The sequence below is a fragment of the Bradyrhizobium sp. CCBAU 11386 genome (genome assembly GCF_028128955.1).
Lineage (GTDB): Bacteria > Pseudomonadota > Alphaproteobacteria > Rhizobiales > Xanthobacteraceae > Bradyrhizobium.
This window is the reverse complement of sequence record NZ_LBKA01000203.1, coordinates 26,050-39,800: the sequence shown is the minus strand read 5'-3', so window position 1 is coordinate 39,800 and position 13,751 is coordinate 26,050. Positions and strand designations below refer to the sequence as shown.

The following is a 13,751-nucleotide window of genomic DNA, read 5'->3' as shown; positions in this document are numbered from 1 at the left end:
ACCAAGGATCGCCTACTCTCGATGATCGTTGCAGAGTTCTGCACAGAAGGCCTGACGAGAATCTCGCTGGAATCACTTGGTCTCGTGACGGTGACATACGATGATCGAGGCGTCCGAAACACGGTGGCGGCGATAACGCGTGCAGTCCCTGCGCTGAAAGACAATGCTGTAGGACTCGTACATTTTGTGCTGGACGTGATGCGACGCTACAGGGCGATCAATAGCCTTGATCATCGCATCGATCTGGAAGACGACTCCATCTGGGGCGAGGCCCAAGCGCAGGAACGTCGAGCGTGGACAAGGACGAAGGAGGGCCCGTCCCGCCTGCTGCGTACAATTATGCCGACAGGACGATCCGATAACAGGTTCCTGCTGTCAAATTAGTTTCGCAAGCAAGAAACATGCTGCTCGTAGGCGACGCCAGCCACGAGTTCCTCTTCTACCTAGGTTTAAGCTATAGAGCGCCGAATCTCTGAAGCAGCCAATTGAACGCCTCCGCTGTGATTTCATCAACGTCCCCCGTTCCACGTCCCGTCGGTGAGGCGCCGAGCGTACGCACCTTTGCTTTTAGCTCCTGCGGTAGGGGAGGAAAGTAATCAGGCCAATTCTTCAGTTGGTTCTGCCAAATCCCGACCAGTTCTGCGGTCGCAGCACCAAAGGTCTGTGCTCGAACTTCGGGCGCAAGCTGCGACTGAAGCGTTTTGCGATCACTATCGGAAATGGCGGGTTGATGTAGCACAAGAAATAAGAGGCCCTTATGCAAGTTAGATACTTCTGCGCCGGTGTCGTGCAAATGGATGGGGCGAATAGGTTTCATGTGTGTGGCTCCGAGAAATGCACTAAATACATGGGCGCCCGGCTGGTCTTGGGAGCAATCGGACGCCAGTTCGAACCGCAACTATGGATTGTTCAGCTCCGCCGCGCGAGCTTCCTCAGCAAGGCTGGCAAACGTCTGCTCAGATACCGCAAATGCAGCATGGCCAGAGCTTTGAGTCGAAAACTCCGCGAGAGGCAAATCTAGCAACCTCTTTTTCTCGTCGGTCGGCAACTTAATGGCGTCCATCGCAAGCTGTTGCTGCTTGAACTTAGCCTGTCCAATGGTTTGATTCAGATGGATTGCCAAACGTCTAGCTAGTGCGAGGCCCGTAAGCGTCGGGTTTGCCGATCCAACAGTCGGAAACAACGCTGGGCCAACTACGTAGACATTGCGAAGGTGGTGAAATTTGCTGTTCAGGTCCGTCACTGTGGTCGATGGATCGGGCCCCATTTGAAGAGGTCCGGCCTCATGATGGCTGGCACCAATTGGGTCGCGCAGCTTTGTCCCGATAGTGCCGTCGAAGTCCTTCTCGATATCCGAGAGTTTTGGGAGAACCGTAACGCCATCGGTACGCAACAGCGTGACATCTTTCTCGCTTCCGTTCCCCATGTGCCAAGCCAAACGGAGCGCCGCAAGCTCCATAGCTTTCCAGAGTTTCTGATCTACATCATTTGGTACCAGAGAAACCCGTGCCTTCGGAACTGGATCACCCCCAGTGATCGGCCCCTTCTCGATGAAGCTTGTCCCGCCATCTGCGGCACAGCTCATCTCGCCTACTAGATTGAACGACACCCAAACATCATCAGTCCGATTGGCCAACATTTGATTTATTGTTTCAGTATCAGGGACCATCTTCCAAAGGTTGTAGCTTGGGTCTGTTTGCTGATTGGGTAGTGATGCGGCAGCTACCTGGAAGTGAAAACGTCGGTTTAGCTCTTTGTCTTCTCCGCGGATCAAGAAGGCAGCTATCTCAGTCTGGCCGGGAATAGGAATTGTGGGCAAGTTCGGGTAGAATTTTCTAAGAGCTTTTCTGCTAATCTTAGCTAGTAGATTGCTACGAAGATGCGCCATTAGGTTGGTGGCCTTACCGGTAGCTGAAATCCCCAAGTCGTTTATTGCAATACGGGTGGACTCGATCGTACCATTCGCAAGAACAACTACGGCTTGCGGTCCAAGAGTCAGCGTTTGCGTCCCCTGCCCAGCAACATCTAACTCTATTCGTTCTACGGCTGTGCCATCGCCAGAGCGAACTAACTTCTGAACGCGAGCGTTTGTGAGCAAGAACAAACTTCGATCAGAGTTCTCCGATAACGCCTGCCCGCCCGCATTCCCATCCCAGTAAGCGTTCCAGCGATCTTCGCAGATGGCGTTGGTAAGAAAGGCCGCGCTGCTGAATTTGTCGAAGGGAAATAGACCCGACTGCCTCGGAGCGGCCGAGACGGCTAGAGGTGCATCGTCAACAGCCTTCAAAATCTGGTATTTAGAGTTTGGGTCCAAAACCTTGTGAAGACTGGTTTTCAGCGCACCCGACGCCGCACCGTAAATCGCGCTCGTTTTGGAAAGATAATCTTTGGTATCCGAAGCGCCAATCTCAGGACCAACCCAAGCGTATCCATCGGGGTCCGACTTCAAGAATTGGCGAATCTCTTTCGGCCATCGAGCCAGGTCTGCATCATCAAGTTGGGGAGACCATCCCGCCCACAGAAGCGAACGGCCACCTACGCACGTTGCGAGACCACGGAATGGTACGTCGCTGATCCAAGGAGTGTTCCACAATCCCTCACGGACGGTGCTCAGGTCGTCACCCTTACTCCCTGGTGGATATGCCAAAATGGTCTTCGTCAGTTGGCCGCCGACATTTTGATAATGAGTGTCTAGAAGGAAACCGCCCCACTCGACCAGAAGCACCTTTAGTCTCTGTGACCCTGGTATCCTTCGAGGAAACTGCCGATATATTTTGTCGGCCAAATAGCCGCCAAAAGTACCTGCTCCGATAATGACCACGTCGAATTGACTGCTCAGCGGCTTTATTGTTGCCCAGGAATCGGTAGTCCGAGCTCCTAAAAAAGCGTCTTGCAGCTGCGCTCTCGTTGTAGATGGTACGGCCGCGGCTGTTTGAGCGGTGGCACTTGTAGCAGCTTCGAGCGAAGAGCCTGCAACAGCCAATACCGCTCCAGTTCCGATCAGATCTCGCCTGCTGATTTCTGACACTGAACCCCTCCCGAAAATTGATTGCCACTTGCAAATAAATTTGAGTTTAATCCTGGAAGTTGCCCGATGTCTACCGTTCAACTCGACGCTACCGAGGTTGCGCCGCATATTTGGGGCTCTATAGTGTGCTCCCTCCAGATCTTTGGAAACTCACGTGATCTGCGTGGCATTCCAGCGGAGCTACTGCCTGCGCGTGATCGCGCGCGTAGCGTCGTGTAGCCAGATCCGAGTACCTCATGCGTTTGGCGCACGGAATGTGCGAAGGTTGATTTACACGTGGATTTTGCGTGGACGACTCACTGTCGCGCTCAGCTATCTGTCCAGCTCAAGAAAATCCCGGGAACAAGCCTCACCCTCAATCCTTCGCTGTCCTGCACCAGACACGTCATCACGCTTGACGCGAACCTTTTCATCACAAACTCGTCGCGCGAGTTCGGTCCCTCTCAGCGCCGTCCAAGAAATGTCGAACGTCCTCACGAGACCGTCCTCGGTGACCGCAATTAGTTTGCTATCATCGGAGGTCAGTAGGGCCGCTATCCCAGCGCTTGCAAGCGGCTGCTTCAATATTAAATTCCCGCGCAACGCGTCCCACACTCGAATATTTCGATCGCCAGAAGCGGTGACAAGCCTATTTCCGTCGGCGCTGAAATTCGCAGAGTAGACGTCCCCTTGATGTGGAAAAGGAGAAAGGACTTCTGTTCCGCTCTGCAAGTCCCAAATTCTAGCTTGATAATCCGTACCGACTGTGACCGCTCGTGTCCCGTCGCGAGTAAATGCAATATCCCGCACGTCACCAGGGGTTCCGTGAAGTCGGGATGCCAGCTCGCCTGTGCGCACATCCCATAATCCGCTGATGCCGGTCTTTGAGATTACTATTATCCGCTCGTCATCGAGAGTGAAGGCGGCTCGCGCATCGGGTGGAACCCCCTTCAGGACGGTTCGGCCGCGGTTGGCGAGTTCCAGTACGAAGGCGGTGGCGCCCGTATGAGGAGCCGTGAAGGCCACCGCGACTTGGGTCCCGCTCTTGTTTGAGGCGATGGAAGAGATTTCCGGGCCACCTCCGGGGCAAAGGAGCACACTTTCTCGCGTGCTCACAACGTAGCGAATGATCTTCCCACCCTTGAGCGCAAGAAATACCTCGTCTGCAGAACGCCCAAAATCCGCGTGAGCAACTTCTTGGTCCGCTTTAATTTCATCGACGCGTACTAAGTGGCCGAGATTGTCTACAGACCAGACGAAGGTCTGTCTGTCGTAACGTGAGCTCGTGAGGAGCCGTGAACCATCGTGACTCCGAACAGCTATCGAGACCTCAGCGCTATGGGTCTGCGCGCTTGGTGGGGCTACGTTTGCGTCCCAGATGCGCGCCGTGCCGTCAGCGGAGGCAGAAACAATGGCGCGGCCATCGGGCGTAAACTCAACCCTCGTGACGCTCTCCTTGTGCCCACGAAAAACAAAACGCTGCGTTAGGTCCTGGACGCTCCAAATCCGCGCGGTCCCATCGGCCCCGGCCGTTGCAATAAATCGGCCATCGGGGCTAAATATCGCGTCGTTCACTTCTCGATCTTGCTGCGCAAGGGGAAGAACAAGCGCTTCCGACCACGATCGCCGCTCCCAGGCTGGCGCAGGTACCTTCACCTCTTTGCTTGAGGTGAGCCGTGAAGGTCCACGATCCCATATTTGTGTTCGCCCGTCCCAAGAGGCGGCAACGATACGAGAGGCGTCGCGGCTGAATCTGACGCTATTAACATGAGCCCCGCCGGTTTGGAGACTTGTCCATTTCTTGGTTGAGATGTCGAGCACGGCGACTAGTCCGTCGGACCGCGCTACCACGATGGACTGACCGCTTTCGTCGAACGCCGCACTCGTGGTGTAAGCCCATGGCCAGCGTGGCTCCGGAAGAGCGATCGGAGTCACCGTCCCCGTTCTCCAATCTGTGAGCATCAGCCTCCCATCATCCGAAGTGGTCAGCACGAACTGATGACTTGGATCCGGGCTAAATACGCCGCTTCTGGCATCCTGCGTGTGTGGCCGCAGGAGCACTCTGCTGGCGCAATCGCGGCTTTGAGCATCCCAAACCCAAATATGCCCACTCGGGCCGACACTGAGGACGTTATCTCCGCCAAACTGAGAGTCCCTCACCCAACGTGTGCCCCCTGGAACAGGAATATGCGCCGCTATCGGTATCGCCTCATTCTGCTTACAGACTGCACTGCGCTGAAGGCTGGGTAGCGCATATATATCGCTGCTTCCAGCTTCCGACGCCACGACCAATCGGCTGCCATCAGCGTTGATGGCAACACTCGTCAATCGCGCGTCAGGATCGGTTGCCCGCTCATCTACGATTCCTACCAGGGCGGACATCTGTGCGGAACCGGCAAGGATAGCCTGTAACGAGCTAATGCGCGTATCGGACCAACCCAAGGCCCACGGCACCTCCCCGCGTACAGGCAAGCCCTTGAGCGTAAGGTCGATTGCACGCTCATAGTCGCCCTGCTCCACCGCAGTCCTAGCGTCACTTGCGAGTGCCGCTACGGTTCTAATTCGTTGAGTGCGATCATTCACCACATAGCCCGTCACACCAACTGCAAAGATCGCGCCGAAGCCTGCTGCAGTCCAAACGCGCGCTCGCCTTTGCGCGCGCCGCTCGACCTCAACATAAGTCGCCTGAAGCTCGGATAAGGGGCGCGGCTGTCCCGTTGCGGCGTGGACAAGCTGGGCAGCCAACCGTGCCACCTCTCTGTGGAATCTCCCGACGCTTTTCCAAGCTCTGGACCTTTCTGGAGCATCGTCTTGGTCGCTCGGAGTTGGCCCGGTTGAAGACCGATTGTGTACCGATGCATCCGGTAGGCTTTTCCTAGAGGACAAAGTTGATAGTCGTCGGCGCATTGCGCGCGTGAAGAGCAACACGTCCGCTGGGATTCGCTCGAACAGGGAAAGGCGATAGTAGCCTCGCAGATCAAAGCTGAACTCTGCTGGCTTGTGGGGAGCCTGCAATGCGAGAGGTACGTTTCGCGACGAGGTTAAATCGGGATCACATCCGTGGGTGAGTGCAAAGTAAACGGGGGCGTTGGGGCGATCCTCGCGCCACCATCGAATTTCTTGGTTAATCCAAGTATGATTTCGCGTCGAGGGCCCTCCAAACACAACAAGGCAGCGAGAGGCCCGCAAATTTTCCTTAATAACGTCTCCTATCACCTCTGTCGTCGACACATTCGGCAATTGCGGCTTATAGATAAAGTCGCTTCCATCAACACAGAGAGAGAGCTCTTTGACGAGATCACGTGCGATGCCCGGTCGGCGGTGAAAGCCCTCAATTATCCCTTCAACCAATCCGACCAGCGATGAATCAGGGTCAGTGGAGTAACTGACGAAGCCGTCAAAGACAAAGCCTTTAGGCGGGGCAGGGTTCACCGCTTCCTCCCGTCCGCAGACAACCTGGTTCTGTCCATTGGCAAGGTCCAACAAGAAGCATAGTCACGTTGACGGTCTGGACGATTCGACTTCATGCGAAGCGGCACGCCGATATACCGCCTCCAGATCGGCCTCCTTTGGGGAGAAACTATTTGGCACACTCCGCGGCCCGTTTCTGGACGTTCACGCATCCGCGCACCCAGGGCGCATTCGACCGCACTTGAAATCGCAATGGTCCACCCATCAAAAGCCGTCCCAGCGGTTCGCCGGAACGCCGTTGACGAAGCGTGCTCGGATCTGGGCGACAATATCGGGATGTCCAGCCGCTTCTCGGCCATAGTCGCGCAGGTCGGAAATGCTTGCAACTTTGTCGAGACTGACTTCGCCAGGCACGAGCGTCTGATCGACGCGAAGTAGGCGCGCACGACCCGCAAGAGTCCCAGCGAGCTCGGACGTAGCTTGCTGCTGCGCATGCATTAGGAGAGTGATAATGCGGCCTTGCCAGGCCCACCCAGCGAGACCAGACCTCAACGTATGCCGGCCGGAATAAGGCTCGGATGTCGTTCCGACGCTGAGGATGTCCACGTGATTGAGAGGGATGCGCAAGCGCGACACCGCCTCGACGATCGCAGCCATGACCGGATTGTTTGCCCATACCCCACCATCCACATAGGATTGCCCATTGACCTCGGCGGCGCGAAAGTACGTGGGGGCGGCCGCGGTCGCCAGCGCTACATCAACGGCTACACGATCGCGATCAGCTGCGAGGTCGGGATGGTGATTGGTCCGAAATAGGTGAATAGCGCCCGTTCGCGCATGACACGCCGGTATGACGAGTCGACAAATCGACTCGTGCATTGTTCTCCGCGGTGCCTGAGCAAAGGCCATCTTCAACTCTTGGCGGAGCACTTCTTGCGGAAATTTGGGCTGGAAGAGTGAGCGCATCCAGTAGCGCGCCTTTCGCCGCAGGCTCGTCAGCGGGAATACGACTGCGCCCCGAGTCTCGTAGAAGGAGAGAATATCGCGCGCCTCAAGACCCATACCGAGCCCAAGAGCAAGGATACCCCCTGTTGACGTCCCGGCGACTAGATCGAAATGATCGGCAATTCGGGCATGCGTCAAGCGCTCCCACTCAGCAAGTGCTGCTGCTGTAAATGTACCTTTAATGCCACCCCCGTCCAGCGCAAGTATCCTGAAACTGGCGCCTCCCGCCGGCTCGCCGCGGACCAGAGGCAGCCGCAAGAGCTGCGCGAGCACCACATCGACCATTCGGTCCGGGTCCCGATCTATAGCTATTTCGCGGTTCGTGGTCTCGTCGAGGCCGTTCTTCAGCGAGTCGAGAATTTCCGGACTGGCATCGAGATAGCCGGCCACCGCGCCTCCAAAGCCTGCAAGCAGGAAGGATGGCAGGCCGCGCTCTCGGGCCAGCTCAAATTCGATTGGGACACCAGCGCGTCCGGCGTGTTCGTCCCACCAGTTGCCGCCTACGAGAACCACCGCGTCACTGCGATCAGCCATCCAGCTGCGAAGCCGATCAAGGCTCTGCCGCTCAATCTCGTCAGTGGCCGGCACTTCCTGTACAACGGCATGCTGACGCCATTCGTCCAGAGGGATCCTTTGCGCGCTATGTCTGGTGTACCGGCTTGAGACCGCCAGTGTCAGGCAGTCGCGCGAGCCGCCGACGGCTTGGAAGGCGGCGGCGCGCTCGACCAGGATGGGCCAGATGGCGGGTTGGCTGCCATGAACGATTGATCCGCCGGCACGGAAGACCCGGTCAGCAAACCCGGAGATGAACGCCTTCATCTTCGTGGGATCGGCTTGGTCCGGTATCGAGCCGGACAGCCAAATTCGCGCACTTTTTAGCGGTGCGACCGAGTGCTTGAGCATATGTTCCTCGATCGCCAATGATCGGTCAGCACTGAAGCCGGCACCCGAAGACCGGTGGTGCGGTTCGCACTAGCGTTTGTGTGAGACATCGGGAGTGGGACTTCCAAATATGTTACTACCTGTCGCCGCTGTTCAGAATCTGCATTTTTCGTCTTGGCGACCTGGTGCTACGGCGCCAGCCGCGTTCTCGTTAGTTCCTTGTCCAATTCAAAGCATGGACATAAAGCCCTGTTTCAATCTGCTTTGAAGATTCAGCTCAATACCGGCGGCCGGGCATTGGCAACCCCATCGACAACCGCGAGCTTCATGGCCTATCCCAGACGCTGCGCGGCCCAGTCGCTGTCATGCACCCTTCTGTCAATTGCCGGATCGACATCCTGTCGAACGAGACCTTCTCGACCTCATGCAAGCGTTTCAGAATGCGAACTGGTTGCCTAGCCTGCGGCCTTCGGCCACCCGAATCCCTGCCTTGCCGCGCCGCCGCAAGGGGTGAGTCCATCGCCGATCCTGAGTTCGCGTCTACCTGCGCAAAGCCGCTTCCGAGTTTGCAAATGCTGCGACCAATGCGGCCAGCAGAACTGTTCTAATGCGTTCATTCTCCTTGGAAAGTCAATTGAGCTCATTACCGCTCTTGGATTGATCCACGATCCAGGTTCCGACCCTGAGCGCATTTGCCATAACCGTAACCAGCGGGTTCAGACCAAAGCAATTCTCCCAGATTCCTGCCGGCCACGTCATCGCGATTATCGACGCCTATGGAGGCGCGATCAACAACACCGCCAATAACGCAACTGCGTTTCCGCACAGGAAAGGCATAGTCTTGAGTACTCACTACTATTCACAATGGCAGGCGGCGAGCGATACCGCGATCCGCGTTGGCAGGATGGCAGCCGTTTTCAATGCGATGCGTCGACATGTCCCCGGCGGCGCCTACATCAACTATTGCGACCTCGACCTAGCAAATTTCGAGCAGTCCTATTGGGGTCCTAACCTTCTGCCGTTGAAGGCGATCAAGCGCCAGATCGATCCCGCCAACCTGTTCCGATTTCCACAGAGCGTAAGGCCGACCTGAGGCGAAGCTGACGCCCATTTTGAAACCGTTCGCCCCTACCTTGCACAAATCATCGGATTGACGAACCCGCCGCCCATCATGACGGCGTAACCTTTCTGCTTATCTACCGTAACCGCGATGTCCCAGGAATCGCGAGGCATCCCTGAAAATCGAAATGATCCCGAGACGTGCAGATATCGACTGGTCTCCGAAATCTTCGTTGGCCTGCCCTCGAAACAACCCGAGTAGGCACAAAGCGAAAGGCGACGTCCACGACTGTCCAGCGACAAGCGCATCGGCGTAAACCCACCTGAAGCTTCACATTTGGAAGCATCGCACGTAACCTCCAGAGTCTCGTTCTGGCAGCTATAGGCGTTTGCTGGAACGGCCGTCGCCACGAGCGCGCTTCCAACCAAGAGCACCTTCATTCCAGCCCGCGCACGGATTATCGATCGCAACCTGAACATCATTCAACGCCCTGCGCTCTGATAAAACAAATAGGAGATCTCGATACTCGCAATCCGATTGTGCACATCTGGCGCCCTTCTACGAACCGCACAACGCCAAGTTGACTAATTCATCATATTAGATATCATTTCACAATATTTTGTATTTCAAAGCGCAACGAGCAGGAGATTTCTTCTTGAGAATAATCGGGTTGTCGATTGCCAGTTTAGCTTTTTCTTTTGCTTTGATTTTGGAGATTTGCCCCAGCCCCGCGGCTGCCCGGCCCGTACCGACGGAAACGATCAGATGGTCCGCCGCCACAGCTCAGCGCTACGCCGCGGAAATCGGAGCGAACATCGATGTGCGTGACGTCCTAAGTCGTTTGTCTCCGGATCAGCGACGAAACGTGCGGATTACCGCAGCCGCGAAAAACATCGGGCATTCCAGCGAGCGCGAACTATTCGTACGAATCGTACACAAGGAGCTGTGCGAACTTTCGCTCTGCCCAATGATCCTCATGCAGGGAAGGGCGAATGGCAACTTGACAATGATTGCAACGGAAGCGACGCGGGTGAGGCTGCTTTCAGTATCGTTTGGGGGATACAAGGCGTTCAGAGTGTACAGGCTGGGAACGAGCTACGTCGATTTCTACTGTGGTTCCGATGGCCTTTGCAGCACGCCTAGTTAAAGCAAGCTATCGGCGGGAATTTGACGATTGTGGAGGAGGATCTGAGGCAATGAAACGACAATTAGTCGATCGGTGTTTGGCCGTCAGCATCATGATTCTGGCTGCCGTTTGTCCGGCCACAGTGTTTGCTGCTGGAAATAATTCGTGCGATTATTCCACTTTGTCGAGAAGCACCCACAACGACGCGGTACGCAATCGATCTCGGGTAGTTAATTTTCACTATAGCTACAGGGACGCTTCATCGCTGGAAAAGAAAGCGCTGGATGATCTGATTTCGGGAAGCAATGGGCGATATACCGAGTCAGACAAGAGAGGGGCTCGTTTGGCGCGAGAACGGCTTTTTGCCAAAGACGTAAGCAAGAATGACATCCTTTGGCTGATGACAAAGAGGCCTGCGGAAAACGACAAGTCTGCGTATATTTTTCGCAAGGCAGCGGGAGGGCAATTTAAGGATTTGGGGGTCGCACAACTGCGAAATCGCCTTACCAAGACAGACGGCATTTTCATGTGCGAAGGATTCTACGGTCTGTTTTCGTACGAAGATCGTGACTACTATTATGATGCGGCCTTTGAAGGTGGAAAGTACCGACAGTGCTGTCCGTAATGTGGCCGGGTAGTCGTTGAGCCTCGGTGCCGAAGATTGTGTGCGGAGGTTAGATGTCGGGTCCAAGAAACGAGCCGACGCCGGACTTTACCTACAAGCCCTACTCGGTTCGCTAGTGCAGGCGTACGGCCGATTCGTGGGGACACGTCCGACTCGAAGGCCTCCCCGGATCGTCCTGGTCGGCGGCAAATGTTAATCACGGGCATAGTTGCTTAGTGTATGACCACTTGATCTTCGTAAGGGGGACCGCTCGCTTGCAACTACCAGTAATTGCCCGCTCACCAGTAAGAACCACGCCCAAATGCTGATTTGGATCTATTCTTGGTCTTGCGGAAGAGACATCGTACTCGTCGTTCCCAGAGATTAGCAAGATGCACCGTTGCTTTTGGCGATCACACAGCCGTTTACTTCGATCGGGGCACTTCTGGAGGCCGCGTCAAGGCGCGTAGAAAAGCCAGTCACCAATACGAATAAAACAATCCATTTTGAAACGAGCATGATCGTGAGGCTCTTACGAATGCCTGAAGCGGTCGTGTTTCCCGCTCCACCGCTCCAGATAAATTCATCATAGTACGTAAATCAAATTGAATGGAACGGATCGTCGGAAGCTGGGGGCTACATAGCCCATCTTCGAAATCTCCTCCGTCTGAAACCCAAGACCGGGTTCAACTAGAAATCTAAATCCGGCAGCGCCCACTGTGGATTGAACTGTTAGCGGTCGACGCTCGGCCCATTTTCGGCAAGGCAATGATATTGCGCCACTTCGATGAATTTCTACTGATGATAATGGTGAGCGCATTATCAATCGCGGGTCGAGACGAGCACTGGGAGCGGGGTCACAGCCAGAGGCGACTAAGACGCCCGCGGCGGTGGCCGTGCGCTACGCCCGCCCAACACTTCACCTCTTGCACGAGACTAGCAATGTCTTGAACACGTCATAGCGGCTTTCGATATTGACCGGCGTTCCACGACAGACTGGCGCGACGAAAAATCCGGTACACCGATTCTGAACTAACTCCTGTCTTGTTGCGACCATTGTCGCACTTATCCTGCAAGAAGTCTTCCCCGTGCATCTCTTTCTAGCCAGTTCGTAAAGGCCAGAAATGGGCGTGTCACAATAGACTCCCCCATCTGCTATGTCTTCCATCACCACACCCCTAGCTAGAGACGGCGAGATACAAACCAGCGTAGCAAGTAGAACTGAAGTGTAGAACTTCAACATTAGTGTCCTCCGCCGTGAAAGAAGTTTGCGAGCGCCCACCGCCCTCTCATCTTGCGGGTCCCGTGATCACTGCGACTCCTAGGATTCAGCCGGCGTGAGTGCGCAAGACACGAGGACCGCGCCGCAAAGCTCAAGGAGCAGCTTTTCGAACATGAAGCCTCCCAACAGAACCGGTCTAGCCGTCACGGACCGCCAAGCTTCTCTCCGAGAATCCGCAGTCGTTCCGCTTTAGCGGCGTCCTCGGCAAGCTCGGCGTCGGTCCTGGGCCTCGAAGGGTCCGTTTCGAACCGCTCCGACAGGAGCCGTTCGAACTCCTCCACTTCCTCCGCCGTACCGCGCGCGAGCATTCTGGCGCGCTCTTCAGGTTTCAACGGGGCTATGATTTCGACCTCCTATCGTGAGACCTTCGCCAGGATCCGATCCACGAGATAATTCCTTGTCAAGCGATCATGGCGAGAATTGAGAGGACCGCCTTTGGCGTACCAGAAGTTATCCATGAGCGCGGGCGACGCCGGATCGGCAAGCTCCGAATGATAGGAAGTCCAGTTCGCCGGATAGCCGAGGGAGTCGCGAGCCTTGTCCGAAGCGTAGTTCGCCCCATTGTAGTTCGTAAACGCATCCGGAACGGGGCGGCCGACCTTGCGGTTGAACTGGACGTCGCCGTCGACGTAGAGGTCGGTCACGAAGCCGTTCGTGTAGCTTGAGAAGGCATGGCCGAATTCGTGAGCTGGCGTCATCGCGTTGTCGCTCGGCGCCTTCTGAACGTTGATCGCGGCCATTCCCGGTATGAGATGATAGTACCGATGGACAAACGCGCGGCCGTCGTAGTAGGCGGTGATTCCTCCCTGGTTGTCGTCATCGGTGGTCCCGAATGCGCTCGCTCGCATATGCGTGGGCGAACGCGATACGATGAAGACGATGTCGGGGTTGACTCCGATATACGATAGAAAGGCCGGAACGGCGAACCGCCGCGGACTGACGATCGTACTTCCCGCGACGCCGTCTTCTCCAGCGAGAGCGGTCGCGCCGTTCGACACGAGTCCGTAGACGTACATCGACCAAAATCTGATCTTAGCGACGAAAGGAGATGCCGAAAGCACCTTCTCCATCTGCCCCGGCACCCTGCCGAACAGATTCTCGCCGATGTATTCGACGCAATCTGTAAACTGCTTGCGGGACGCAGGGTCGCCGGCCGCGAAATCGTCGACGAAGACGTTGGACCCCAACGGCCGCTCCAGTGCGATATTGTTGACCACGAGAATGAAGAAGGGATTCGGCTTGGTGGTATCGCCGTCATGCCAGCGAATGGTTTCGGAACTAAAGCTTTTCGAGAACATGCCGCTCTCCAAAAATAAACCAAAGGTTGCTTGTCATTCGATCGGTTGTCAATGCCCGCGACGGAGCGGCCCACAC

The 13,751-nt window shown here is 55.9% G+C and carries 10 protein-coding genes; 3 read left to right on the top strand and 7 right to left on the bottom strand.

Going from position 1 to position 13,751, the window contains the following annotated elements:
• Positions 1 to 384: hypothetical protein (locus tag XI09_RS15295; RefSeq protein WP_271567555.1), on the top strand; the 384-nt coding region annotated here is incomplete at its 5' end.
• 70 nt (positions 385 to 454) lie between these two features.
• Here the strand turns inward: XI09_RS15295 and XI09_RS15290 are convergent.
• The 4 genes from XI09_RS15290 to XI09_RS15275 form a co-directional block, all read right to left on the bottom strand.
• On the bottom strand, positions 455 to 817 hold the full coding sequence (locus tag XI09_RS15290; RefSeq protein WP_271567554.1) for a hypothetical protein: 363 nt from the start codon (positions 815 to 817) through the stop codon (positions 455 to 457).
• An 81-nt stretch (positions 818 to 898) separates the two neighbouring features.
• Complete coding sequence (locus XI09_RS15285; protein WP_271567553.1) at positions 899 to 3,028, bottom strand: GMC oxidoreductase; 2,130 nt, start codon at positions 3,026 to 3,028, stop codon at positions 899 to 901.
• A 312-nt stretch (positions 3,029 to 3,340) separates the two neighbouring features.
• Positions 3,341 to 6,439 (bottom strand): TIR domain-containing protein, encoded by a 3,099-nt coding sequence (locus XI09_RS15280; protein WP_271567552.1) that lies wholly within the window; start codon positions 6,437 to 6,439, stop codon positions 3,341 to 3,343.
• Positions 6,440 to 6,682: 243 nt separating this feature from the next.
• Entirely contained in the window at positions 6,683 to 8,344 is a 1,662-nt protein-coding gene (locus XI09_RS15275) for a CBASS cGAMP-activated phospholipase (RefSeq protein WP_271567551.1), read from the bottom strand.
• 802 nt (positions 8,345 to 9,146) lie between these two features.
• Here XI09_RS15275 and XI09_RS15270 point away from each other — a divergent pair.
• Positions 9,147 to 9,398, top strand: a complete 252-nt coding sequence (locus XI09_RS15270) for a BBE domain-containing protein (protein WP_271567550.1) — start codon at positions 9,147 to 9,149, stop codon at positions 9,396 to 9,398.
• 576 nt (positions 9,399 to 9,974) lie between these two features.
• Here the strand turns inward: XI09_RS15270 and XI09_RS15265 are convergent.
• The gene (locus XI09_RS15265; protein WP_271567549.1) at positions 9,975 to 10,145 is read right to left on the bottom strand and encodes a hypothetical protein; all 171 of its coding nucleotides are present in this window, start codon (positions 10,143 to 10,145) and stop codon (positions 9,975 to 9,977) included.
• Positions 10,146 to 10,486: 341 nt separating this feature from the next.
• Between XI09_RS15265 and XI09_RS15260 the strand changes: the two genes are divergently transcribed.
• On the top strand, positions 10,487 to 11,116 hold the full coding sequence (locus XI09_RS15260) for a hypothetical protein (RefSeq protein ID WP_271567548.1): 630 nt from the start codon (positions 10,487 to 10,489) through the stop codon (positions 11,114 to 11,116).
• A 1,404-nt stretch (positions 11,117 to 12,520) separates the two neighbouring features.
• On the opposite strand, the gene XI09_RS15255 is transcribed toward XI09_RS15260, so the two are convergent.
• Positions 12,521 to 12,685 (bottom strand): hypothetical protein, encoded by a 165-nt coding sequence (locus XI09_RS15255; protein ID WP_271567547.1) that lies wholly within the window; start codon positions 12,683 to 12,685, stop codon positions 12,521 to 12,523.
• 45 nt (positions 12,686 to 12,730) lie between these two features.
• Positions 12,731 to 13,687, bottom strand: a complete 957-nt coding sequence (locus XI09_RS15250; protein ID WP_271567546.1) for a hypothetical protein — start codon at positions 13,685 to 13,687, stop codon at positions 12,731 to 12,733.
• Between the last annotated feature and the right edge of the window lie 64 nt (positions 13,688 to 13,751).